We start from the raw sequence: 23,684 nt of genomic DNA on the forward strand, positions 1-23,684 counted from the left end.
ACCACGGCACACCGCATGGTGCCGACCGTGCCGGGTGCCGACGATGACGATGGGGAGGCCGGGTGGACAGCTCGGGACCAGGGGACTTACGCGAGACGGTCACGCTGGGCGTCGAGGAGGAGTTCCTGCTCCTCGACCGCAAGGCGTACCGGCCGGTGGGGCGGGGCAGTCAGGTGCTGGAGGCCGGCCGGCGGCGGTTGCGGCCCGGACAGCTGGTGCCGGAGATCTCCGAGGCGATGGTGGAGACGGTCAGCGACGTGTGCGGCACCGGCGCCCAGCTGCGCGGGGAACTCGTGCGGCTGCGCGGGGCCGCCGCGCGGGCCGCGGGGGAAGCGGAGTGTCTGCTGCTCGCCTCGGGAACCTCGCCGCTCGGGCGGAGCGGACCGGGGACCGAGGACGATCCTCCGGAGGTACCGCCGCTGCGCCGGCACCCGCGGTATCTGCGCATCCGGGAGCGGTTCGGGCCGCTCGTGCGCGACCAGGGCGTGTGTTCCTGTCATGTTCATGTAGGTGTGCCGGATGTGGGCACCGCCGTCGCGGTCGTCAACCATCTGCGCCCCTGGCTGCCGCTGCTGCTCGCGCTGACCGCCAACTCGCCCTACTGGAACGGCGCCGACACCGGATACGCGAGCTGGCGCACCATGCTCTGGCGCCGCTGGCCCACGGCGGGACCGCCCCCCGTGCTGCGTTCCGCCGAGCACTACGAGGAGGTCGTCCGGACCCTCGTGGCCAGCGGCGCGGCCCAGGACCCGGCGATGGTCTACTGGTACGCCCGCCCGTCGCGGCACGTACCGACCGTCGAGGTCCGCGTCGCCGACGTACTGCCGACCGTGGCCGAGACGGTGGCCTACGCGCTGGTGGTGCGGGCCGCGGTCGTCCGCGCCCGCGCCGCGGTCCGGGCGGGCGTTCTCCCGCCGCGGGTGGAGCAGGACGTGCTCGTCGCCGCCTGCTGGCAGGCGGCGCGCGAAGGGGCCACCGGAGAACTGCTGGACCTGATCGGGGGCTCGGCCCCCGCGGCCACCCCGGTCGTGCGGCAGATCGAGACGGCGCGCCGCCTGCTCGGGCCCCATCTGCCGGACCGCGGCGAACAGGCGTTGGTGAACGCCTGGCTGGACCGGCTCGCCGAGGAGGGCGGCGCCGCCGACCGTCAGCGGGCACTGCACCGCGGCACCGGCCGCCTGGACGGGCTCGTCGAGCACCTGACCCTCGCCGATCCGGCCCATGCCCCCGAAGCGGCCCGCGGGACGCTCTCCCGCTGCGCGCCGCCCGTGTCCGACCCCAAGGAGGCGACCTGACCGACGGGCCACCCGCGTCCGCCCCGCAGGAGACGGCCTGACCGAGCGGGCGTGCCGCGCGGACCCGCGCTCACCCGCCGGGGCAGTTCCCGTCCGTGGCCCTCGACCGCCATCCGCCGACGGACACGGTCACGGTCACCGTCACCGTACCGGCGGACGGTCTGCCGATGCGGTGCGCCGCGGCCACCGTACAGACCAACTGCCGCGTCGCGAGGCGGGACAGCCCATCGATGCCGCCGGGGAGCCGGACCGTGAGCGTGTCGCCCTTCACCGACACGGTCGCGGTGTCCGCCGGCACGCTCGGGGTGGCCGCCGGCACCGTCGGGGTGTCCGCGGGTACGTCGAAGATCCCGCCCGGCGCCGGGGGCATGGCGGTCGGTGTCCCGGGCACTTGGGTGGTCAGGCTCTCGAGCACCTCGGCGGGCGTCGGCCCGCCGAAGAGCAGATCCAGGGCCGCCTGGACGTCCCCGGGGCTGCCGGTCGTGCGCGGCACCGCGACGAGCGCCCCGTCGCGGACGAAGTACACCGGTGTCACCGGTACGATGCCGCTCGCCGGACCGCCGGCCTGCACCACCCCGGTCGCGGGAATCCCGCAGGCGGAGAGCGCGAGGAGTGCCGGCGCGAGCAGCGGCATGAGCCGGCGGGTGGCCCTCATGTCCGGTTCTCCTCGGGCACGTTGTCCCGCCGCAGCGGGATTTCCACGGTGAACAGGGCGCCGCCCGCCGGATGGTTCGCCGCGCGGACGGTGCCGGCGTGCATACGGACGTTCTCGGCGGTGATCGACAGCCCGAGCCCGCTGCCCTCGGAGCGGGTCCTCGCGCTGTCCGACTTGTAGAACCGCTCGAAGACATGCGGCAGTACGTCGTCGGGGATGCCGGGTCCGCTGTCCCGCACCTCGATGACCGCGAGGCGTTCGGCCCCGGCGGTGTCGCGCGCGTGGAGGCGCACCAGCACCGGACGGGCGCCGTGCCGCAGGGCGTTGCCGACCAGATTGGCTACGACCACGTCGAGGCGGCGCGGGTCGACGCGTCCGCGCAGCGTGTCGGGCGGCGGCAGGTCCGTCTGCACCGTCTCGGACCAGCCGCGGGCGGCGAGCGTACGCCGCACGGACTCGGCGAGATCGATCTCGTCCAGGTGCAGCACCGCAGCGCCCGCGTCGAACCGGGACATCTCCATCAAGTCGTCGACCAGGCGGGCCAGTTTCACGGTCTCCTCACTGATCAGCCGCACCGCGGTGGCCGTGTCCGGATCGAGGCGGGCGGCGTCCTCGTCCAGCACGTCGGTGACCGCCGACATGGCGGCCAGCGGAGTGCGCAGTTCGTGCGAGACGTCCGCGGCGAAGCGGCGGGCCCTGGCCTCCATCTCCCGCAGCTCCGCCACCGACGCCTCCAGCGCGGCGGCCGTCTCGTTGAACGTGTGCGACAGATCGGCGAGTTCGTCGGAGCCGTTGACCGCGAGCCGGGTGTCGAGGCGGCCCTGGGCGATGCTGCGGGTGGCCTGGCGCAGCGCCCGCACCGGCAGCAGCACACCACGGGCGGCCAGCAGGGCGAGCGCCACGGCGAGGACGAGCGCCGGCACCAGGGCGCGCTCGACGGCGGTCACCAGGGCGTCGACGTACGCCTGCTCGGTGGTCTGCGCAACGACGAGGAACACCCGCACCCCGGACAACGTCTGCCGCCCGTCCGGGGCGTCGAAGGCGACGGACATGCCGACGACCAGTGAGGTGCGCCCGTCCCTGCGCACCCGCTGGAAGACGGTGGCCCGGCTGGACCCGACGGCCTCGCGCACGGCCGGCGTCAGCTCCTCGAAGCGGTCGCCGGTTATGGAGGCCGCGCTCAGTTCCCGGAAGGTGACCAGCACACGCCAGTGGCCCTGCCCCTCGGTGGCCGCCACGTCGGACGCGAACCGCTGCAACGCCGGCTGGTCGGGCGGGAAGCCGAGTTCGGGGGCGCGCTCGCTCACCTGGGTCCGCAGCTGTCTGATCACGGCGTCCTGGCTCTGCTGGAGCACTCCGGTGCGCGCCTCCCGGAAGGTCAGGGCGCCCGTCGTGGTCGCGGCGACGGTGGCGACGAGCCCGAAGCCGACCACCAGGCGTGGCCGAAGACCGCGTAGTCGGGGCGCCCTCACCGGGCGGCGAAGCGGTAGCCGAAACCGCGCACGGTGTGGATGTAGCGGGGTGCGCGCGGCGGCTCGTCCAGCTTGGTGCGCAGCCGTTTGACACAGGCGTCCACCAGGCGGGCGTCGCCGTGGTAGTCGTGCTCCCAGACCGCCTCCAGCAACTGCTGCCGGCTGAACACCTGGCCGGGTGAGGCGGACAGGGTGAGCAGAAGGCGCCGCTCGGAGGGGGCGAGCGGTATCGGCACGCCGTTCAGGGTGACGGTGAGCCCGGCCCGGTCGACGGCCAGGTCCCCATAGGTGTCGATCTTCGGCAGGGCGGGGTCGGCGGACGGCCCGCCGGCCCGGCGCAGTACGGCGCGGATGCGTGCGTCGAGCACCCGCGCCTGCACGGGCTTGACCACGTAGTCGTCGGCGCCCGCCTCCAGGCCGACCACGATGTCCACCTCGTCGCCCCGCGCGGTCGCCATGATGATCGGCAGCGTCTGGTCGACGGCCCGTATGCCCCGGCACACCTCAAGGCCCGGCATGCCGGGCAGCATCAGATCGAGGACGACGATGTCCGGCCGGAAGGACCGCAGCCGGTCCATCCCCTCCTCGCCGGTGCCGGCGGCGACGACGTCATGGCTCTGCCGGCGCAGGGCCAGGGTGACGCCCTCGCGGACGGCGCGGTCGTCTTCGATCAGCAGTACACGTGGCATGGGCCCAGTATCGGTATGCCGTGCGCCCGGCCGGAAAACTGTTACCGGTTGATCATATAAGCGCGCCCACGGGCGAGCGTTATCGATCCGTTATGTATCGGGCCAAGATCGATCACATTGCGGTCACACCGTGAACCATCGTGACTGCGTACCAAGGAAACTCGCCCGGCTCCCGTCGTCGCCGGAGCGGCCCGGCGCCCACCGCCGCGCGGAGCGACAAGCGGCGCGGGAGCAGGCGTGCGAAGAGGCACCCGAAACGGCAGCTGGCCGGCGGGCTTGCCGCGCTGGCCGCCCTCGCGGCCGCCGGCTGTGCGGTGGTGGCCTGGCCGCCGTCCGACCCGCACCACCCGACGGCGGCGGACGCGTCCGCCGGGCACACCCCACCGGCGCCCCGTTCCCCGGGACCGTCCGCACCGGCACCGAGCGCCACGGCCTCGGCGAGCGCCCGCGCCGAGGACCCCGCGCCCACCCGCGGCTCCGGCGCGGACATCCCCCTCAAGGGGCCGGGCACGTTCGTCACCGCGCCCGGCGAGAGCGGCGAGGCCGGCACGGGAAAGGTGCTGCGCTACCGGGTCGAGGTGGAGAACGGCATCGACGTGTCCGCCGCCGGCGCCGCCGCGCAGGTGGAGCGCATCCTCAGCGATCCGCGCGGCTGGACGGCCGACGGACACTCGGCGTTCCGACGGGTCGCCGACGGCCCCACCGACTTCGTGGTCCGGATCGCCACACCGGGAACCGTCGACGACATCTGCGGACAGTACGGCCTGGACACCGGCGGCGAGGTCAACTGCAGCGTCGACCGCAACGTCATGGTCAACCTCAAACGCTGGGAGCAGGCGACCCCCGTCTACGCGCACGACGTCACCGCCTACCGGGCCCTGATCATCAACCACGAGGTGGGGCACTTCCTCGGCCACGGCCACGTCACCTGCCCGGGCAAGGGGAAACCGGCCCCCGCGATGATGCAGCAGATCAAGGGCATGCACGGCTGCGTCCCCAACGTCTGGCCGTACGACACCGAGGGCCACCTCATCACCGGCCCGTCCGTCCCGTGACCACGCCGACGTCCCACCGGCCCACCGCGAGCGCCCGGACCCGAGCCGCCCCACGGCCCGGGCGCGGACCGCCCGGCGAAGGCCGCGGCCGAGGACGCCACCGCCGCGGGCCGGCAGACGCACCTTCCCACCCCAGTCCCTTCCTGAGGAGTTCAGTTGAGATTACGTCCACGATCCAGACGTGCGGCCGCGGCGGCCGCCCTCGCCTCCGCGGCACTGGTGCTCAGCGGGCTTCCGGGCACCGCGGCCGAGGCCGCACCGCCCGGCGACCCGGCCCGCACCGCGGGCGCCTCCGATACGTCCACCGTGGTGAAGACGGTCACCCTGATCACCGGCGACCGGGTCCTGATGGACGGCGCCGGCCGGGTCACCGGTGTGGAGCGGGCACCGGGCCGGGAAACCATGCCGTTCTCTGTGCGGGAGACCGCCGGGCACACCCGTGTCGTGCCAGGCGACGCGGAACTACTGCTGGCCGAGGGCAAGCTGGACCAGCGGCTGTTCGACGTGACGCAGCTGGCGGCGGACGGCTACGACGACGCGGGCCGCGGCGACCTGCCGCTGATCGTCACGTTCCGGGGCCGCAAGGCCCCCTCGACGGCCCCCTTCACCGGGGCCGGGGCACGGCTGGGCCGACACCTGACCGCCGTCAACGGCAGGGCGATGCGCCCGGCGAAGAAGCGTGCCACCGCGTTCTGGAACGCCGTCACCGGCACCGCCCGCACCCGGGCCACCGGCCGCGGCGCGCCGGCGCCCACGGAGTTCACCGACACCACGGCGGTGGCGAAGGTGTGGCTGGACGGCAGGCGCAGGGCCACCCTCGACAAGAGCGTCCCGCAGATCGGCGCACCCACCGCCTGGGCCGCAGGCTACGACGGCACCGGCGTCAGGATCGCCGTACTGGACACCGGAGTGGACACCACCCACCCCGACCTGGCGGACAAGGTGACCGCGCAGCGGGTCTTCTCCGGCACCGCGGACCCCGGCGACAAGGTCGGCCACGGCACCCATGTGGCCTCCATCGTGGCCGGCACCGGAGCCAAGTCCGGCGGCCGGTACAAGGGGGTCGCACCGGGCGCGACGATCCTCAACGGCAAGGTCCTGGACGACAACGGCTTCGGCATGGACTCCGACATCATCGCCGGCATGGAGTGGGCGGTGGCCGAGCACGCCGACATCGTCAACCTCAGCCTCGGCGGCGATGACACACCCGGCACCGACCCGATGGAGGAGACCGTCGACCGGCTGTCCGCCGAGACGGGCACCCTGTTCGTCGTCGCGGCCGGCAACTCCGGTGAGTCGGGGGAGCGGACGGTCGGCTCGCCAGGCAGCGCGGACGCCGCGCTCACCGTCGGCGCCGTCGACAAGTCCGACCGGCTCGCCGACTTCTCCAGCCGTGGTCCGCGCCTCGGCGACAGCGGCGTCAAACCCGACCTGACCGCGCCCGGCGCCGCCATCACCGCCGCCGCGGCCGCCGGCAGCGCCTTCGAGGACTCGTTCCCCTCCGGCACCCCCGGATACGCCACCCTCGACGGCACCTCCATGGCCACCCCGCACGTCGCGGGCGCCGCCGCGATCCTCGCCCAGCAGCACCCCGACTTCAGCGGCGAGCGCCTGAAGGCGGTACTCACCGGCTCCGCCGCGCCCGGCTCGTACAGTTCCTTCCAGCAGGGCACCGGACGCACCGACCTGGTCCGGGCGCTCGACCAGAAGGTCGTCACCGAGCAGGGCCCGCTCGGCTTCGGCACCCAGCAGTGGCCGCACGACGACGACCAGCCCGTGACCAAGCGGCTCACGTACCGCAACCTCGGCACCGAAGCGGTCACCCTGGACCTGTCCGTCGACGCCTACTCGGTGGACGGCAGGCCCGCCGCCGAGGGGATGTTCACCGTCGCCCCGCGCCGGCTCACCGTCCCCGCCGGCGGCGAGGCGAGCGCCGACGTCACGGCGGACACCCGGGCCGGCAGCGCCGACGGCACGTTCGGCGGCTCCGTCGCCGCCGCCTCGGCCGACGGCACGGCGCGGGTGCGCACCGCCGTCGGAGTGGAGCGCGAGGTCGAGTCGTACACCCTGACGCTGAAGCACGTCGACGAGGACGGCAGGCCGACCGGCGACGCCGTCACCCAGGTCATGGGCTACGACCGGGAGTTCTACGCCGACTACGCCGACGAGCGGGACGGCGAGGTCTCGGTGCGGCTGCCCAAGGGCGAGTACAGCCTCAGCGGCGTCATCCACCCCTCCACCTCGTCACCCACCCATGCCGTACTGGTGCGGCCGCGACTGCGGCTTGACGCGGACACCACCGTCACCGTCGACGCACGCCAGGCACGGCCGGTCCGGATCACCGTGCCCGACCAGGCGGCCGAGAACACCGACGCGACGGTCGCGGTCGGCTTCGACCGGGCCGAGGGGCTGCCCGCGGCCCGGCTGCAGTACGTGCTGCCGGCCTTCCAGGGCACCGGCTTCGGGCAACTCGGCCCCGAACTGCCCGCGAACGAGGCGTTCGCCCAGTACTCCGGCGCCTGGAGCCGACGGGACCGGGCGGGCCGGCCCGTCACCTACCACGCGTCCTGGGAGCGCACCGGATGGCTGGGCGGCTTCTCCGCCGACGTCCGCCGGGACCGGCTCGCCGAGGTCGACCTCCAGGCGGGCGCCCCGATCGAGGGCCGCAACGTCCAGGTCATGGTGTCCCCGCACCTGCGCGACGGAGGCTTCGTCAACGGCTACCAGGACCTGCGCGACAGCCTGCCGCTGCACGGCACCGACTACATCCTCGACAACGGCGTCCCGTGGTCCGTCCGGATGTGGCAGACCGCGGGCGAGGGCGACGACAAGCGCTTCGAGTCCTTCCTGATGCGGCTGCCCCGCACCTGGGAGGCCGGACGCCGCTACACCGAGCGGTTCAACGTCGGCGTCTTCGGCCCGGCCCTGACCGACTCCGCCGATGCCGGCCCGGCCCTGGGGTATCCCGGTGCCGTGCGCAACGGGAACGTCGTCAGGGCCTATCTGCCCCTGTTCGGCGACGGCACCGGACACTGGGGGGAGAGCGGCTATACCTCAGCGCACAGCTCCCTGCGGGCCGACGGCGAGGAGATCGCCGACGAGTACGGCATCCCGCCGACCGACGGCGTCACCGAGTACACCGTGCCCGCCCGGGACAGCGGCTACGAGCTGACCCTGGACGCCTCCCGCGACCCCGCGGTGTACCCGGTCAGCACCCGCATCAGGGCGCAGTGGACGTTCCGGTCCGCCCGGACCCCCGCCGACGGGTGGACCGCGCTGCCCCTGTCGGTGATCCGCTTCTCCCCGCGGCTGACCCTGTCCAGCACGGCGAAGGCGGGCGAGCGGTTCGACGTGCCGTTCAGCATCGAGGGTGCGGCCGCCGGACAGCGGCCCGCGAAGCTCGCCTTCGAGGTCTCCTACGACGAGGGGGCCACCTGGCGGCCCGCCACGGCCGCCGGCACCGGGCACCTGTCGCTCAGGCACCCAGCGAAGGCGGGCTCCGTCTCGCTGCGCGCCCATCTGACCGACCGTGACGGCAACACACTGACCCAGACCATCGAACGCGCCTATCTCACCACCTCGTAACCGGCCACCCGCCGCCCCGGCCCCGCCAGGCCGCCCGTCACTCCGGGCGGGGCCCTCGGCGGGCGCCGGTGCCGGCGGCACGGACGGGGCGGAGGTGTCTCCCCCGAGGGGGCTCCTACCAGGCCACCGGCAGTTCCAGGGGGAAGCGGCGGATCGTCGCCGTGTCCCACTTCACCTCATGCGGCGCCACCGCGAGCCGCAGTTCGGGGAAGCGCTCCAGGAGCCGCCCGACGGCCACTTCGAGCTCCGCCATGGCGAGCGGCATCGCGATGCACCGGTGGCCGCCCCAACCGAACGCCATATGGGGCGCGTTGGGCCGGTCCACGTCGATGGCGTGCGGGTCCGGGTAGCGCTTCGGCTCGCGGTTGGCCGTCAGGTACGACACATGGACGAAGTCGCCCGCGCGGATCAGCACACCGTCCAGTTCCACGTCCTCGAGGGCCACCCGGGGAATGCCGACGCCCTTGCGGAACGGGATGTAGCGAAGCAACTCGTGCAGCACATCGGTGAGTTTCCCGGGGTGGTTCCTGACGTGTTCCATCAGCTCGGGCCGGGTGAGCAGCAGGAACATGATGTCGCTGATCTGGCAGGTCGCCGTGTCCTGGCCGCTGAGCGCCAGCACCAGGGTCATGACCGCCAGTTCCCTGTCGTCGAGCTGTTCCTGGCCCTCCCGTGCGGCGGCCATCGCGCTGATGATGTCGGCGCCCGGCGACTTCCGGCGCTGCTCGACGAGTTGGGCGAAGCAGGCCGTCAACTCCGTCTTGGCGTTGGCGGCGGCTTCCTTGTTGCCCTCGCCCACGACGAGGAGTTGGTGCAGGGACTTCTGGATGCGGGGCCAGTCGTCGCGTTCGATGCCCAGCAGGTCGAGGACGGTCTGCTGGGGCAGCGGATCGGACAGGTGCTGCACCAGGTCGGCCGGCGGCCCCTCCCGCTCCATGTCGTCCAGCAGGAGGTCCGTGAGCCGGACGATCCTGGGCCGCATCGCGTCGACGTGCTGCTGGGTGAAGGCCTGCGAGGCCAGGTGCCGCACCCGGCTGCTCTGCGGCGGGTCCATCACATTGATCGACTCGGGCGAGACGATGGGCTCCGGCGTCATCCGGGGGTAGTCGCGGCCGATGATGCCCGCCCGGCTGAACCGGTGGTCCGTGGTGACCTGCTTGACGGAGTCGAAGCCGGTGATCAGCCAGGCGTCGGCGTCGCCGTGGGGCAGCCGGATCTTCACGGGTCTGTCGCGGCTCATCAGGTCGGCGAGCACGGGATCGAAGTCCAGGGCGTCACTGAAGTCGAACGGGCAGGTGATGGTCTCATCGTTCCCGGTCATCGGATGGCTCTCCTTGGGGCAGTGGTACGACGTGGGGGTGTCCACGGCTGGCAAAGGCCCTGGGCGGGCCCGACGGCGTCGCCGAAGGCCCAGGAGCGGACGGAGCGTTGATGCGGCCCCGGGCCGGGCGGCGGCCCCCTTCGGCGCGGGACCCCGCCGCGCCGCGGGTCACGGAGCCGGCCCGCACCTCGTCGGCGGTCACCGCCGCTCGGCGTGACGGCTGTGCGGCCGGCCGGCTGGACGGACACCTTGGTGGCCGCGGCCGGCGCGCCGGGCCGGCGGGCCGGGGCGGGACGCGGGTGGTCGGGACCGGGAATCCTGCTGTCGCTCGTCAGCCATGACAAATGCCTCCTGGCGCGATGGAAGCACGGCGGACGGCGGGACCGCTGTTCGGCACCGACGCGTTCGGCTCGATGGGCTAATCGCCGTCATCGGCCGACGGCGCGACCGTCCGGTACGGCCGATCGGCGCAACCACACCCCCGCGGCCGGTCCCGGCGGCGCACGGGGGCATGCCCGGATGACGTCGCCCGACCTGGGCGACGCGGGAGCCCCGGCCTGGGCGCCGACTGCCGTCCCCGCAACCGGGGGACCGGGCCGCGGCGGGCGACGCCACGGCCCGGCCGGAGCGTCACCCCCGGCCGGCGCGCACCCCGCCCGACCGCCCGCGTCGCGCGCACGGCCAGGTCACAACGGGGGCACCGGCATCGGCAGCGCGTCCGCGCCGCCCGCCCGCACCCCGCGGTGCCGCCTCCCGGCGTACGACCACCTGGAAGGAGTGCCCCGGCCTCCACGATCGGCGGGCGGCTCGGGCGTCGATCCCATGAGTTGGACAGCGACGGTCCGCGCGCTCCGCGTCGACCCGGTGAGGGTGGCGTCCACCTCCAGGCCGTAGACCACACCCCGCTGGACCGCCTGTGCCCGGGAAGCGGCCTCACCCGCCGCCGGGCACGAGATGCCGCTCAGCCGCCCGGTCGGCCCTGCGGGCCCATGCGTTCGGATTCGGCGGGGGAGTCGGTGTCGGACGGCGCGGGCAGGGGCGAGCCGGCGGGTCCGGCCGGGCGGGGGGTGTTGACGGCGGGGGCGATGACGACGGCCACGATGGTGCAGGCCAGCACGGCGATCATGGCGGTGCGCAGGCCCAGGTGGTCGCCGAGGAACCCGAGGCCGGGCGGCCCGACGAGGAACGCGACGTATCCGACGGTCGCCACGAGGCTCACCCGCGCCGTCTGGTCCGGGCCGGAGTCACCCGCCGCGGACAGCGTCAGCGGGAACCCGAGCGAGGCGCCGAGTCCCCACAGCAGGACGGCCGTTCCGGCGAGCACCGCGCTGTCGGAGAAGATCACCAGGACGAGCCCCAGGGACGCGGACAGGGCGCTGGCCCGGACCACGGCGCCCCGCCCGAAGCGGTCGACGAAGACGGCCCCGCCGAAACGCCCGAGGGCCATCGCCGCGGCGAATCCGGCGTAGACGAGCGAACCCAGCGCCGGGGCGAGCCCGTGTCCGTCGACCATCAGCAGCGGCAGCCAGTCGTTGGCCGCGCCCTCGGCGAGGGCCATGGAAAGGACGATGACGCCGATCAGCAGCAGCTTGGACTCCCGCCACAGCCCGCTGGAGGAGCGGCCCGCGGAACGCGCCGACGGCGCCGCGCTGCGTCCGGTGCCCGCGGGCACGGCACGGAACGCGTACCCGAACGCCACCGCGGACACCAGCGTGACCACCGCCAGATGCCAGTGGGTGGGAAACCGGGCCGCCGTGGCGGCCATGCCCGCGACCGCGCCGATGACCGTGCCGAGGCTGAAGAAACCGTGCAGCGTCGGCAGCACCGTGCTCCCGGTGATCCGTTCGACGTCCGCGCCGTCGATGTTCACCGCGACCTCGCCCGACCCCATGCCCGCGCCGAACGTGAAGAGCCCCGCGGTGACGACGCCGGCCGAGGACAGGAAACTGCCCGCCGCGATGACCGCCGTGCTGGCGATCACCAGGCAGGTGCCCAGGCCGATGACGGGCCTGGAACCGTAACGGGCGACCAGCCGCCCGGAGCAGAGGATGCCGATCATGGAGCCGACCGAGAGGCCGAACAGCACGAGCCCCATCTCGGCCGTGGAGGCGCCGAGCCGGTCCCGGACGTCGGGCGTCCGGGTCACCCAGGACGACATGGCGATGCCGGGGATGAAGAAGAACACGAACAGTGACCGACGTCGTCGGCGGGTGGCGAGGTCCATCGGGCACAGTCTCCGCGGTGTTCGGACAGGAGGCGCGGTTCCGGGGTGCGTGACGGGCGCGCCAGACGACGTGTACAAATGTACATACTGGGCCGGGTGTCGTGTAGAGGGCAACGGGAGACATCGGTATGGCAGGGACATCACGCGGGCCGAACGACCCCGCACGGCGCGACCGCATCATCGACGCGGCGCTCGACGTGATCGCCGAACACGGCGCCATCAACGTCACCTACCGCAAGATCGCCCAGGCCGCCGGTGTTCCGCTCGGCTCGCTCACCTACTACTTCGACGACATGCAGCACCTGCTCACCGAGGCGTTCACCCGGCTCGCCGAGTCCATGTCCGAGCGCTACCGCGCCCTGCTGGAGGCTGCGCGGACACCGGACGAGGCCGGCGCCGCCGTCGTCGAGATCATCTGCGGCGACACCCTGGGCAGCCCCCGCGAACTCCTGCTCTGCTACGAGCTGTACGCGTTCGCCGCACGCAATCCGGCGCTGCGCCCGGTCATGCGGTCGTGGATGTACGCCAGCAGGACCGCGCTCGCCCGGCACTTCGATCCCACGACGGCGCGTACCCTCGACGCGCTCGTCGAGGGCTTCTCGATCCACAACTCCTTCGACCCCACCCCGACCGCCCGCGCGGACATCGCCGCGGCCGTCAGCGCGGTCGTCGCTCGCGGGCGCCGTCCGTCGCCTCCCGCTGCGGACGGACCGGGAAGCGGGCCGGCGAAGGCGGCGGGCCGCTTCCCGGGCCCGACCTGAAGGCCGCCCTCGCCGTACCGGTGCGCGCCCCGGGCCGTCGGCGCGCCGTACCCGGAACGGCCACCGGGACGCGACGCCCTCAGTGCCGGGCCAGGACCTCCGCGAGCCGGGCGAACCCGTCCGCGCCGTGGCCTCGCCCGATGGCGCGGCGGGCGACACCCTCGGCCGCGCGCATCACCCCCGCGTCGATGCCGTGCGCCTCGGACGCCTCGATGATGTGGGCCATGGAGGACACCGCCGAGGTGATCGGGTTGCCCTCACCGGAGAACGTGCCGTTGTCCACGTCCTGCGCGGCCTGTTCGAACAGCGGCGGCAGGATCGCGCCGATGCCCTTGGCGAAGGGCGCGAGTTCGCCTGCGGTGACGCCCTCGGCCCGCGCCAGCGCGAGGGCGTGGGTGTAGCCCGCGACGGCGGTCCAGAAGATGTCGAGGAGCGCGATGTCGTACGCCGCGGCCCGGCCGATCTCCTCGCCGAGATGGGTGTGGGTGCCGCCCAGCGCGGCCAGCACGGGCCGGTGCTCCTCGTACAGATCCGCCGGGCCCGCGTGGATGAACACCGCGGCGGGCGTTCCGATGGTGGTGGTCGGGGTCATGATCGCACCGTCCAGGTACCGGATACCGTGCCCGGCCGCCCAGCGAGCCGTGTCCCGGGCCCGGACCGGGGTGTCCGCGGTCAGGTTCACCAGGGTCCGGCCCTTGAGCGCGTCGGTCACCGGGCCGGGCCGCAGGATGCCGTCCGCCGCGTCGTAGTTCACCACGCAGACGACGATCAGCCCGCCGGCCGTGACCGCCTCCTCGGCCGTGCGCGCGCCGACCGCCCCGCGCGCGACCAGGTCCCGGTCGCGGCCGGGCGTCCTGTTCCAGACCGTCGTTCGCACTCCCGCGTCCAGGAACGCCCCGGCCAGGGCCCGGCCCATCGGTCCCAGGCCGAGTACGGTGACGGCAGACTGCTCCGGGTGCATGGACATGATTCGACTCCCATAGGTGAACAAAACCCGTACGTGACCAAAGGTGAGGGCTGGAGGGGACATGACGCGTAGCCGTGCCCAGGACACGAACGTCTGCGGGGTGACCGCGGCGATCGCCGTCATCGACGGCAAGTGGAAGACAGCCCTGCTCTGGCTGCTGGAGTCAGGCCCTGCCCGTCCCGGTGAACTGCGCCGCCGGCTGCCGGGGATCAGCGAGAAGGTGCTGACCGAGGCGCTGCGCGAGATGGAGACGGACAAACTGGTGCACCGGGAAGTGCACGATGTACTGCCGTTGAAGACCGTGTACTCGCTGACCGCGTTCGGCCGCGAACTCTCCGAAGCCCTCGGCCCCCTCGCCGACTGGGGCCATCGTCGTCTGGAGATGCTCTCGCCGCCTCAAGCGCTCTCCTGACACAACGTCACACCTCCGTCCCCGGCCGGCTCCGGTGGCCCCTCGACCACCCGCAACCAGGTTCGCGTCGCCGTCGGCCGCTGCCAAGTACCCACAAAAAAGTGGGTACCGAGCACACCGGTCTGCGCCGGTCGGCGCGTCATCGCGCGGTGGCCGCCCGGATCAGCGCGGCCGCCGCGCTCTCGACGTCCCTGTCGTCGCTCCAGCGGCCCAGCGAGAGCCGCAGCGCCCCCAGCGCTCGCTCGGCGGGCAGACCCATGGCCGTCAGGACGGGCGACGGCTCATGCCGGCCACTGTGGCAGGCCGAACCGGTGGACGCCGCGATCTCGGGGCAGGCGGTGAGGAGTTCGAACCCGAGGGCGCCGTCGACGCTGACGTTGAGCGTGTTGGGCAGCCGGTCCACGGCCGGGCCGTTCAGACGGACGCGGCCGGGCAGCCCCGCGGCCAGCCGCCGCTGGAGGTCGTCGCGCAGCGCCGAGATCCGCGCGGCCCGGCCGGCGGCCAGCTCATCGGCGGCGAGCCGTGCCGCGGCGCCGAGCGCGACCGCCAGGGCCACGTTCTCGGTGCCGGCGCGCAGCCCGTGTTCCTGGCCGCCGCCGTAGACCACCGGCTCCAGGCGCACCCCGTCGCGTACGTACAGGGCGGCCGTGGCCTTGGGCGCGTACATCTTGTGTCCGACCACGGTCAGCAGATCGACACCCAGCAGCCGCACGTCCAGGGGGAGCTTCCCGGCGGCCTGGGCGGCGTCACAGTGGAACAGCGCGCCGTGCGCGCGGGCGATCGCGGCCAGTTCGGCGACGGGCTGGAGGGCACCGGTCTCGTTGTTGGCGGCCATCACCGACACCAGCACCGTCTCCCCGGTGAGGGCGGCGGCCAGCGCGCCCGGATCGACCAGCCCGGCACCGTCGACCGGCAGCACCGTCACCCGTGCGCCGTGCAGCCGCTCCAGGGCCCGGACCGTCTCCAGCACGGCCGGATGCTCGGTCGCCTGGGTGATCACATGGGGCCGGGCGCGGCCGGCGGCCAGCACCGCGCCGCGCAGGGCGAGCAGGTTCGCTTCGGAGCCCGAGCAGGTGAAGACGATCTCGGGGGGCCGGGCCCCGATCAGGGCGGCCACCCGGTCACGCGCCTCGGCCAGCGCCCGGCGGGGCTCGGCGCCGTAGGGATGGCCGCTGGAGGGGTTGCCGAAGAAGCCGCTCAGGTACGGCGCCATCGCCTCGGCGACCCGCGGGTCTACGGGCGTGGTGGCGTTGTAGTCCAGGTAGACCGGCCCACCGGCCAGTGCGGGGTGCGGCGGCAGGGCGTCGCCGGTCATGTCCGCTCCGCGCCGAGGGGCAGGCCGGCTCTGGCGGTCTGCGTCATCCGTCCTCCATGCATCCATCGTCCGTCGGTTGGGGGAACGCCGTAGATGAAACAGGGCGCTCCGGCCGAACGCCGCTTGCGACACGCGGGTCACGCGGCGGCTCGGGGCCCACCATGGCGCAGCCGCTCGACCGCCGCCGGCCGGGCCGCGTGGCCCGGTGCCGCCGGGACCGTCAGCGGACCTCGCTCTCGGTGCCCACCTGGGACACGGCGGGCGACGGCTCGTCGGGCCCGGCCCCCGCCTCAGACTTCCGGCCCGCCGGGTACAGCTCCTGGACGCGCCGCGCGATGCGCGGTCCGGCCGCGGCGCAAAAGCCCGGACGAGATCCCCGAGCAGCGCCGCGGACCGCCCCGGCGGGGGCGGCCGGCCCGCGATGTCCGGCGCGCCGCACAGGCCGGCCCGGCTGCCGGACGGCAGTCCCGAGGGGGACCGGACGAGGACTTCCAGCGGCTCAAGCGGAGCACCCTCGACGGGCGCCCGCAGTCCTGGAAGGAGACGAGACGGCCGGGGACCCGGCAGGTGCTGGACATGGTGGCGTCGTTCGCGGGCCACCGCCCACCCGCGGTATCCCGACAGGGCCCGGCATGACGCGCCGCCGCTCACCGACGCGGGAACCTCGGGGTGTTCTTCTCCGCGGACCGGCCCGGCGGCAGGGCCACCCGGGCAACTGGACGCCCTCCGCCCGCCGGCCCCGCGGGGCGGCCCCGCTCCGGGGCGGCCGACGCGTCGGCCTCGCGGGCGCGGCCTGTCTCACAGGCGGCTGTAGCGCTGGATGTCCTCGGTGAACTCCCCGACCGCCTTCGCGGTGAGCGTCGGCCGGGTGTCGCCGATGGCCGTCATGTAGTCCTCGGTGCCGGCCGGCCGGCCCTGGGGGTCGGTGACCTCGCGTTCGAACGCGGCCTGTGCGCCCTTGCGCGCGGCGAACTCGATGTCGGCCGGGGTGAACAGCTCGCTGGCCCCGACCAGTTGTGCCACGTCCACCGTGTCGCCCGCGGCGCCCAGATAGCGGTTCCAGATCGCCGTGCGGGCGGTGGTGTCGGGCGGCCCGATGGGGATGACGTAGTCGAACCGGCCAGGCCGCAGGAAGGCGGCGTCGAGAGAGCGTACGGAGTTGGTGGCACAGACCAGCAGCCGCTCGTCGTGCTCGCGGAAGACGGGGATCAGCTTCAGCAACTCGTTGGTCACCCCGTGCCCGGGATCCACCGCCTTGCCGGACCGGGCGCCGGCGATCTCCTCGACCTCGTCGATGAAGAGCAGCACCGAGTCCAGTTCCGCCAGCTCCGCGAAGACCTCGCGCAGCGCCGCGGCCAGTCCCTCGCTGGTGTCGGCCGCGAGCCGGGACGGGAAGAGCTCCACGAACGGCCAGCCGAGCCGCGAGGCCACCGCTTTGGCGAAGCTGGTCTTCCCGGTGCCGGGCGGCCCGAACAGGATGACCGCCTTGGGCGGGACGACGCCGTAGCGGTCGGCCAGCGCCGGCTCCGTCAGCGGGAGCACGACACGGCGTTCGACGACCAGTTTCTCGCGTTCCATGCCGGCCATGGCGTCCCAGAGCCCGCCGGGCAGCATGCGGCCGCCCAGGGCCGCGAGGACATCGGCGTTTGCGGCCCCGGGCGGTTCGACCTTCTCGTAGTAGATCAGGTCGTCGCGGGACCGGTAGCCGGAGTTCTCCAGCGCTTTCGTCCCGGGCGTCCCGGCGGGCAGCAGGGCGCTGACGTGGCGGATGCCCAGGGCCCTGAGCCGCCTCTCCAGCTCGGCGAGGAGAGCGCTGCCGATGCCCCGCTTGCGCCACTGGGCGGCGAGCGCCACCAGCAGGATCCACGCACGCTTCCCGCACGCCTCGGCCACGGCCATGCCCACCAGTTCGTCGCCGACCGCCGCGACCACCGCCGTCTGACTGGTCTTGGCCGCCGCCATCACCTCGGAGATCGGGAACACCCGGTCCTCGTCGGCGCGGCGGCTCTGGTCCCAGATCTGGACGGCCTGGTCGAGATCGTCGTCGTGATAGTCGCGCAGATGCCATGCGGGCATCGCCACCACCTCACAGGGTGCGGGGGACCTCATTGTCCCCCGCGGGAGCTTCGGCGAGCACCTTGAGCCCTTGGCCGGCCGGGGCGTCCCCGAAGCGGTCAGCCCGCCTCCTGCCCGCGGGCCGCCGACCGGTGGGTGAGGGGTTCGCGCAGCCCGAGGTGGGAGCGCAGCGTCGTACCGGTGTACTCGGTGCGGTACACACCGCGCTCCTGCAACGCGGGGACGAGCTGGTCGACGATGTCGTCGAGGCCGTCCGGGATCAGGTACGGAGTGATGTTGAAACCGTCGAGCGCGCCGTGCCGCACGAAGTGTGCGAACTTGTCGGCGAGGGCGGCCGGGGTGCCCACGTGGCCGCGCTGCGGGCCGAGCGCGATGACCGTCTCGCGCAGCGACCAGCCGTGCGCCTGTGCCTTGGCGCGCCACTCGGCCACCACGGCGCGCGGGTCGGCGATGCGCCGTGCCCCGAAGGAGCCGTCGTTCTCGGTGACGACCGGATCCTCCTTCGGCAGCGGTCCGTCGGCGTCACGGTCGGACAGGTCGATGCCCCACAGCAGTCCCGCGATCCCCAACGCGGTCGCGGGGGTGACCTGTTGCAGCCGGATCCAGTGCTTCTTCTCCAGCGCCTCCTCCTCGGTGGCGCCGAGGATGATCTCCGTGCCGGGCAGGATGCGCAGGTCGTCGTCGGGCCGCCCCACGGCCCGCAGCCGGCGCCGGATGTCCTCGGCGAAGCCGAGCGCGTCGTCGAAGTCCGAGCCGTGCGCGGAGAAGATGACGTCGGCGTTGCGGGCGGCGAAGTCGCGTCCCTCACCGGAGTCCCCGGCCTGGAAGATGACCGGATGGCCCTGGGCGCTGCGCGGCAGGGTCGGGGCGAGGTCGACGTCGAACTGCGGTCCGCGGTGGCGTACTCGGCGTACGGCCGAGGGCGCCGACCAGGCGGGGGCGCCCGCGGAGCCGGCGACGGCACGGTCGTCCCAGCCGTCCCAGAGGGCGCGGGCCACGGTCAGGAACTCCTCGGCGCGCCGATAGCGGTCGGCGTGGTCGAGGTAGCCGCCCCGGCGGAAGTTCGCGCCGGTCCAGGCGTTGTCGGTGGTCACCACGTTCCAGCCGGCGCGGCCCTCGGAGAGCAGATCGAGGCCGGACAGGCGCCGGGCGAGGTCGGCGGGTTCGTTGAACGTCGAGTTGGAGGTGGAGACCAGGCCGATCCGGCTGGTGACCGCGGCCAGCGCGGCGAGTTGGGTGATGGCGTCCGGCCGCCCCGCCACGTCGAGATCGTGGATCCGGCCGTCGACCTCGCGCAGCCGCAGCCCCTCACCGAGGAAGAACGCGTCGAACAGGCCCTGTTCGGCTTTCCGGGCGACCCGCTGGAAGGAGGCGGGGTCGATCTGCGAGCCGCTTTCGGGGGCGGACCAGATGGTCCAGTGGTTGACGCCCTGGAAGAACACGCCGAGGTGCAGCTGCGCGTGCGGCCGGGGCACGTCGAGGGGGTCGGTGCGGGTCATCGGGCATCCTCCTGGGTGGCCGCGACGGCGAAGCGGTTGGCGGGGCGCCGCAGACCCAGGGTCGTCCGCAGGGACGTGCCGGGCAGCGGGCGGGTGACGCGGCGTCGTTCGGCGAGGGCGGGGAGCACGAGGCGGGCAAGGACGGGCAGGTCCTCGTCCAGCACCAGCGGATGCAGCCGTACGCCGTCGACGACTGAGCTCAACTCTTCCAGGGTGGTCACCAGTTGGGATGCCGGTCCGGTGTGGCGCAGCCGGCCGCGGTCCGTCCAGGGTGCGTGGCGCTCCAGGTCGGCGACCCGCTCGGCGCCGGTGGCGTCCGGCGTGTCCAGGGCGACCTCGACCTCGGCGAAGACGAGCGGGGTGCCGGCGTCTGCCGCGGCGGCGGCCACCGCCGCACGGTCGCGGCCCGTGACCAGGGCGATGTCGAGCCGGTCCGCGGGCACCGCGTCCGGGCTGCCCAGGACGACGAGCTGGCCCTGCGGCGGACGCGGCACGATCGCCGGGCCCTTGACCGCGTACGTCTGTCCGGTGAAGTCGATGTAGTGGAGCCGGTCACGGTCGAGGTAGCGGCTGGTGGCCACGGAGCGGATGACCGCGTCGTCCTCCCAGGAGTCCCACAGCGCGCGGGCCACGTCCACACCGTCACGGGACTCCCGGGCCCGCGCGGCTGCGTCACCGATCAGGGGACGCCCCCAGGCGCGGGCCGCCTCGGGCCGGTCCTCCTGCGTCACCACCCACCCGGCCCGGCCCGCGGAGATGTGGTCCAGGGACGCCAACTGGCCGGAGACGTGGAAGGGTTCGGCGTAGGTGACCGGTACGACGGGCGCGATGCCGATGGTGCTCGTGGACGCGGCGACGAAGGCCGCACGCTCCACCGCGCCGATACGGCCCACCGGATCGGGCGTCGCACCGGGCGGCAGCACGCCGTCGTCCAGGGTGATCAGGGTGAAACCGGCGTTCTCGGCGACGGCGGCGAGGCGTGCCACCCGGCGCGGGGTGAGGAGCTGGTCCGGGGAGTGGGCGGCGCGGCGCCAGGCCGCGGGATGGGCGCCGTCGCCGTCGAGTTCGACGGCGAGGCGCAGGGCGGGACCGGGCATGGGTGATCCTTCCGGGAACACGGGAGCAGACGGGCGCGGGGCCACGACGAGACGGCCGGCGGTGCGGGCCGGCAGGGGTCAGACGTGTGCGGAAGGACAGACCGCGGAGGAGGTGCGGCAGTAGTCGACATGCCGCCGGGTGATCAGACGGGTACCCGTGCCGGCACCCCGCGGTGCCACACCTGGTACGCGCATCGGAGTCCTCCACCCGTCCGGAACGTGCGCGTTCAACGTAAGTCGTCGGCCCGTGCGCGTGTCAAGGGCACGATCAGTCCGCGGGCGCGGCGTCGCGTGTGCGCTGGTAGTGACGCCTGGCCTTCATCCGGTTGCCGCAGACGGCCATGGAACACCAGCGGGCCCTGTTGGTCTTGCTGCGGTCGACGAGGAACCGCCGGCAGTCCGCATTGGCGCACGGCCGCAGGCGCCCGGGCATCGTCTCCTGGAGCGCGCTCCAGGTCATGACCGCGTCCACCGCCATCCGGCGGTCCGCGGGGACGTCGAGTTCCCAGGAGACTCCGCCGGGGTCAAGGCGCGGGTGTGCGATGACGTCCTTGAGGAGCGGGGTCAGCGACGAGGCCGGGTCGCCGCCGCGGACCACGTCCTGCAGGGCGTCACGGGCCCGTACGAGGTGCCGTCGCTCCTCGGCGGTGCCGAGGCCGCCGTGTGCCCGCTGCCAGAGCCTGGCCACCTCCGGGTCCGCGAGCCGGTCCTGGACGGCCCCGCCCTCCACCGGCGTGGTGTTGAGGAGCTCCAGCAGCGCGTCCTGCCGCTCCCGATCGGTCACCTCGCGCCTCCTGACCCGACCTGATCGTCCGCCAGGGTACATGAGCCCCCTCACCCGACCAGCCTAACCATTGAACTCTGTTTGACAGGTTAGACCCGCTGTGTTCGACTGGCCATGTGACCGACAAAGCCAACAGAAGGGGCAGGGATATGGCTCCCGCCGTGCACCACCGCACCGCCACGGTCGACGGCCTTGAGGTCTTCTACCGGGAGGCCGGCGACCCGAAGACACCCGCGGTCGTCCTCCTCCACGGCTTCCCGACCAGCTCACACATGTTCCGCCGGCTGATCCCGGCCCTGGCCGACCGGTACCACGTGATCGCCCCGGACCACATCGGGTTCGGCCAGTCCGCGATGCCGGCCCCGCGCGACTTCCCGTACACCTTCGACGCCCTCACCGACGTCACCTCCGGGCTGCTTCAGCACCTGGGCGTCGACCGGTTCGCGATGTACGTGCAGGACTACGGCGCCCCCATCGGCTGGCGGCTCGCGCTCCGGGATCCGGACCGCATCACCGCGATCATCACGCAGAACGGCAACGCCTACGAAGAGGGCTTCGTCAAACCCTTCTGGGACGGCCTCTTCGCCTACGCCGAGGCACCGGGACCGCAGACCGAGGCGGCCGTGCGCGGCGCCCTGACGCCCGAGAGCATCCGCTGGCAGTACGTCAACGGCGTCGCCGACCCCAGCCTGGTCAGCCCCGACAACTGGGTCCATGACCTGGCGCTGCTCGACCGGCCCGGAAACGACGAGATCCAGCTCAGGCTCTTTCGCGACTACGCCACCAATGTGGACCTGTATCCGAAGGTCCACCGGTACTTCCGCGAATCCCGGGTGCCGCTGCTGGCGGTGTGGGGCGCGAACGACGAGATCTTCGGCCCCGCGGGCGCGGAGGCGTTCCGCCGGGACCTGCCCGACGCCGAGATCCACCTGATCGACACCGGCCACTTCGCCCTGGAGACCCACCTGGACCCCATCGCCGACCACATCCGCGCCTTCCTCACTCGGACCCTGCCCTGACCCATCCCGCGGCACGGCAGCGGCGCCTCCACCGACCGGCGGCAGCCGGGCAGTCGGTCGCGGTGGGTGGATTCGGGCCGTCCTCTGCGCCCATACCGTGTTGGATGGGCACCGTGGCCATCATCTTCCGTCCCCGTGCCGCTGCCTGGGCCCTGGTGCTGTCGGCGGCGGTAGCCTGCACGCCCGCGCAGAGCCCCCCCGCCCCGCCCACGGCATCCGGCCCCACCAGCGCACCGAGCACGGCCGCCGCCCGGCGGGCCGGCGCCGTGGAACCGCCGGAACTGGCTGCCGGCCTCGGCGAGACCCTCGCCGCCGAGCGCCGCGCGACCCACGGGAACGCGAGCCTCGCCTACTCCGGCGGCCCCAGGGGCCGCGCTCTCGTCGTCGCGGTGAGCTGCCGGGGCCGCGGCAGTGTCTCCGTCTCCGTACCGGTGCTGCACGTGTCGTTCCCGCAGGAGTGCGGCACCACGGAACCGGCCGTCGCCTACAACGAGTTCGCCCTGAAGAACGCCTACAAGCCCGGCACGGTGTCGGTGACCGCGCCGTCGGCTGTCACCTGGGCCGTGACCATCGGCCATGTGCCCCCCGCCCACGAGGAACCACCGCAGACGGGCTGACCTCCGTGTCCGGGCCCGGGGTGTGGTGGGAACGGTCAGGAATGGAGAAGCCGGGGGTGGGCAGGCGCGGCTAGCTTGGCGTGCATGACCTCCATCGAATCCGTCACCCTTGAGGTGGCCGACCCCACGGCCGCCCGCCGCTTCTACACCACCGCCTTCGGGCTGGACACACAGGTGCGGCTGCGAGCCTCCGAGGCGCCGACGACCGGCTTCCGCGGCTTCACGCTGTCGCTCACGGTGTCCCGGCCCGCGACCGTCCGCGGCTTCGTCGACGCCGCCCTCGCCGCCGGCGCGCAACCGCTCAAGCCGGTCGCGAAGTCCCTCTGGGGCTACGGCGGTGTCGTACAGGCCCCGGACGGGACGATCTGGAAGGTGGCGACCTCGGCCAAGAAGGACACCGGCCCCGACGACCGGCAGATCGACCGGATCGTCCTGCTGCTGGGCGTCGCGGACGTGGCCGCGAGCAAGCGGTTCTACAGCGAGCAGGGCCTGACCGTGAGCAAGAGCTTCGGCCCCATGTACGTCGAGTTCGCCGCCACGTCGAGCCCCGTCCAACTGGCGCTGTACCGGCGCAGGGCCCTGGCCAAGGACGCCGGCGTCCCCGCCGAGGGCAGCGGCTCGCACCGGCTCGTGATCGGCGGCGCCCGCGGGCCCTTCACCGACCCGGACGGGTTCGCCTGGGAGGCCGCGTCCCTGGCGGCGACGTCCTGAAACCCCCGTGCCGGGGGGTGAGACAGACCGATGGTCCTCGCTCTCACTTCGGCCGTGCGGACGCCGGCGCCGGTTAGTGTCCGACGGCGTGTGATCCGGCGGTGCGAGAACGCCGCGCAACAGCTGAGGA

At 73.5% G+C, this 23,684-nt stretch carries 19 protein-coding genes; 8 read left to right on the forward strand and 11 right to left on the reverse strand.

Going from position 1 to position 23,684, the window contains the following annotated elements:
* Positions 1-62 precede the first annotated feature (62 nt).
* Positions 63-1,295, forward strand: a complete 1,233-nt coding sequence (locus ACIRFL_RS00090) for a glutamate--cysteine ligase (protein WP_404022620.1) — start codon at positions 63-65, stop codon at positions 1,293-1,295.
* Between the two features lie 70 nt (positions 1,296-1,365).
* On the opposite strand, the gene ACIRFL_RS00095 is transcribed toward ACIRFL_RS00090, so the two are convergent.
* The 3 genes from ACIRFL_RS00095 to ACIRFL_RS00105 are packed head-to-tail and all read right to left on the reverse strand — an operon-like array spanning position 1,366 to position 4,111.
* The gene (locus ACIRFL_RS00095) at positions 1,366-1,950 is read right to left on the reverse strand and encodes a hypothetical protein (protein WP_404022622.1); all 585 of its coding nucleotides are present in this window, start codon (positions 1,948-1,950) and stop codon (positions 1,366-1,368) included.
* Positions 1,947-3,383, reverse strand: a complete 1,437-nt coding sequence (locus ACIRFL_RS00100) for a sensor histidine kinase (protein WP_404022623.1) — start codon at positions 3,381-3,383, stop codon at positions 1,947-1,949. Before ACIRFL_RS00100 ends, ACIRFL_RS00095 begins: the two co-directional genes overlap by 4 nt.
* Before the next feature lie 35 nt (positions 3,384-3,418).
* Positions 3,419-4,111 carry a response regulator gene (locus ACIRFL_RS00105; protein WP_404022625.1) on the reverse strand — a complete coding sequence of 231 codons (693 nt, stop codon included), beginning with the start codon at positions 4,109-4,111 and terminating at the stop codon, positions 3,419-3,421.
* Positions 4,112-4,374: 263 nt separating this feature from the next.
* Between ACIRFL_RS00105 and ACIRFL_RS00110 the strand changes: the two genes are divergently transcribed.
* Positions 4,375-5,166: a DUF3152 domain-containing protein gene (locus ACIRFL_RS00110; protein ID WP_404023148.1), complete on the forward strand. Its 792-nt coding sequence runs from the start codon at positions 4,375-4,377 to the stop codon at positions 5,164-5,166.
* A gap of 156 nt (positions 5,167-5,322) precedes the next feature.
* The gene (locus ACIRFL_RS00115; protein WP_404022627.1) at positions 5,323-8,751 is read left to right on the forward strand and encodes a S8 family serine peptidase; all 3,429 of its coding nucleotides are present in this window, start codon (positions 5,323-5,325) and stop codon (positions 8,749-8,751) included.
* Between the two features lie 115 nt (positions 8,752-8,866).
* Here ACIRFL_RS00115 and ACIRFL_RS00120 read toward each other — a convergent pair whose 3' ends face one another.
* Together ACIRFL_RS00120 and ACIRFL_RS00125 are read right to left on the reverse strand one after the other, a co-directional pair.
* A complete protein-coding gene (locus tag ACIRFL_RS00120) occupies positions 8,867-10,072 on the reverse strand; it encodes a cytochrome P450 (RefSeq protein WP_404022629.1) in 1,206 nt (401 codons plus the stop codon).
* Between the two features lie 961 nt (positions 10,073-11,033).
* Positions 11,034-12,296 carry an MFS transporter gene (locus tag ACIRFL_RS00125; protein ID WP_404022631.1) on the reverse strand — a complete coding sequence of 421 codons (1,263 nt, stop codon included), beginning with the start codon at positions 12,294-12,296 and terminating at the stop codon, positions 11,034-11,036.
* Positions 12,297-12,424: 128 nt separating this feature from the next.
* Between ACIRFL_RS00125 and ACIRFL_RS00130 the strand changes: the two genes are divergently transcribed.
* Entirely contained in the window at positions 12,425-13,057 is a 633-nt protein-coding gene (locus ACIRFL_RS00130; RefSeq protein WP_404022633.1) for a TetR/AcrR family transcriptional regulator, read from the forward strand.
* Between the two features lie 79 nt (positions 13,058-13,136).
* Here ACIRFL_RS00130 and ACIRFL_RS00135 read toward each other — a convergent pair whose 3' ends face one another.
* Complete coding sequence (locus ACIRFL_RS00135) at positions 13,137-14,024, reverse strand: NAD(P)-dependent oxidoreductase (protein WP_404022635.1); 888 nt, start codon at positions 14,022-14,024, stop codon at positions 13,137-13,139.
* Between the two features lie 61 nt (positions 14,025-14,085).
* On the opposite strand from ACIRFL_RS00135, the gene ACIRFL_RS00140 reads away from it, so the two are divergent.
* Entirely contained in the window at positions 14,086-14,436 is a 351-nt protein-coding gene (locus ACIRFL_RS00140; protein WP_404022636.1) for a winged helix-turn-helix transcriptional regulator, read from the forward strand.
* A 139-nt stretch (positions 14,437-14,575) separates the two neighbouring features.
* Here ACIRFL_RS00140 and ACIRFL_RS00145 read toward each other — a convergent pair whose 3' ends face one another.
* The 5 genes from ACIRFL_RS00145 to ACIRFL_RS00165 all read right to left on the reverse strand — a co-directional run bounded on the left by ACIRFL_RS00145 (position 14,576) and on the right by ACIRFL_RS00165 (position 21,207).
* Positions 14,576-15,751 (reverse strand): cysteine desulfurase family protein, encoded by a 1,176-nt coding sequence (locus ACIRFL_RS00145; RefSeq protein ID WP_404022638.1) that lies wholly within the window; start codon positions 15,749-15,751, stop codon positions 14,576-14,578.
* Positions 15,752-16,549: 798 nt separating this feature from the next.
* The gene (locus ACIRFL_RS00150) at positions 16,550-17,836 is read right to left on the reverse strand and encodes an ATP-binding protein (RefSeq protein ID WP_404022639.1); all 1,287 of its coding nucleotides are present in this window, start codon (positions 17,834-17,836) and stop codon (positions 16,550-16,552) included.
* An 89-nt stretch (positions 17,837-17,925) separates the two neighbouring features.
* Positions 17,926-19,326: an NtaA/DmoA family FMN-dependent monooxygenase gene (locus ACIRFL_RS00155; RefSeq protein WP_404022641.1), complete on the reverse strand. Its 1,401-nt coding sequence runs from the start codon at positions 19,324-19,326 to the stop codon at positions 17,926-17,928.
* On the reverse strand, positions 19,323-20,423 hold the full coding sequence (locus ACIRFL_RS00160; protein WP_404022643.1) for an LLM class flavin-dependent oxidoreductase: 1,101 nt from the start codon (positions 20,421-20,423) through the stop codon (positions 19,323-19,325). The genes ACIRFL_RS00155 and ACIRFL_RS00160 overlap by 4 nt, the downstream gene beginning before the upstream one ends.
* A gap of 268 nt (positions 20,424-20,691) precedes the next feature.
* The gene (locus ACIRFL_RS00165) at positions 20,692-21,207 is read right to left on the reverse strand and encodes a CGNR zinc finger domain-containing protein (protein WP_404022645.1); all 516 of its coding nucleotides are present in this window, start codon (positions 21,205-21,207) and stop codon (positions 20,692-20,694) included.
* Between the two features lie 149 nt (positions 21,208-21,356).
* Here ACIRFL_RS00165 and ACIRFL_RS00170 point away from each other — a divergent pair, with 149 nt between their 5' ends.
* The 3 genes from ACIRFL_RS00170 (at position 21,357) to ACIRFL_RS00180 (ending at position 23,554) form a co-directional block, all read left to right on the forward strand.
* Entirely contained in the window at positions 21,357-22,226 is an 870-nt protein-coding gene (locus ACIRFL_RS00170) for an alpha/beta fold hydrolase (RefSeq protein WP_404022646.1), read from the forward strand.
* Positions 22,227-22,339: 113 nt separating this feature from the next.
* A complete protein-coding gene (locus ACIRFL_RS00175; protein WP_404022647.1) occupies positions 22,340-22,843 on the forward strand; it encodes a hypothetical protein in 504 nt (167 codons plus the stop codon).
* Between the two features lie 84 nt (positions 22,844-22,927).
* Positions 22,928-23,554: a glyoxalase gene (locus ACIRFL_RS00180; RefSeq protein ID WP_404022649.1), complete on the forward strand. Its 627-nt coding sequence runs from the start codon at positions 22,928-22,930 to the stop codon at positions 23,552-23,554.
* Positions 23,555-23,684: the final 130 nt, after the last annotated feature.

The sequence above is a fragment of the Streptomyces sp. NPDC102462 genome (assembly GCF_044765425.1).
GTDB lineage: Bacteria > Actinomycetota > Actinomycetes > Streptomycetales > Streptomycetaceae > Streptomyces.

What these genes read in the sequence shown, in the direction of transcription:
- ACIRFL_RS00170 (WP_404022646.1), top strand. Translation starts at nt 21,357, where the DNA reads ATGGCTCCCGCCGTGCACCACCGCACCGCCACGGTCGACGGCCTTGAG.
- ACIRFL_RS00155 (WP_404022641.1), bottom strand. Translation starts at nt 19,326, where the DNA reads ATGACCCGCACCGACCCCCTCGACGTGCCCCGGCCGCACGCGCAGCTG.
- ACIRFL_RS00135 (WP_404022635.1), bottom strand. Translation starts at nt 14,024, where the DNA reads ATGTCCATGCACCCGGAGCAGTCTGCCGTCACCGTACTCGGCCTGGGA.
- ACIRFL_RS00180 (WP_404022649.1), top strand. Translation starts at nt 22,928, where the DNA reads ATGACCTCCATCGAATCCGTCACCCTTGAGGTGGCCGACCCCACGGCC.
- ACIRFL_RS00160 (WP_404022643.1), bottom strand. Translation starts at nt 20,423, where the DNA reads ATGCCCGGTCCCGCCCTGCGCCTCGCCGTCGAACTCGACGGCGACGGC.
- ACIRFL_RS00130 (WP_404022633.1), top strand. Translation starts at nt 12,425, where the DNA reads ATGGCAGGGACATCACGCGGGCCGAACGACCCCGCACGGCGCGACCGC.
- ACIRFL_RS00145 (WP_404022638.1), bottom strand. Translation starts at nt 15,751, where the DNA reads ATGACCGGCGACGCCCTGCCGCCGCACCCCGCACTGGCCGGTGGGCCG.
- ACIRFL_RS00140 (WP_404022636.1), top strand. Translation starts at nt 14,086, where the DNA reads ATGACGCGTAGCCGTGCCCAGGACACGAACGTCTGCGGGGTGACCGCG.
- ACIRFL_RS00095 (WP_404022622.1), bottom strand. Translation starts at nt 1,950, where the DNA reads ATGAGGGCCACCCGCCGGCTCATGCCGCTGCTCGCGCCGGCACTCCTC.
- ACIRFL_RS00105 (WP_404022625.1), bottom strand. Translation starts at nt 4,111, where the DNA reads ATGCCACGTGTACTGCTGATCGAAGACGACCGCGCCGTCCGCGAGGGC.
- ACIRFL_RS00125 (WP_404022631.1), bottom strand. Translation starts at nt 12,296, where the DNA reads ATGGACCTCGCCACCCGCCGACGACGTCGGTCACTGTTCGTGTTCTTC.
- ACIRFL_RS00120 (WP_404022629.1), bottom strand. Translation starts at nt 10,072, where the DNA reads ATGACCGGGAACGATGAGACCATCACCTGCCCGTTCGACTTCAGTGAC.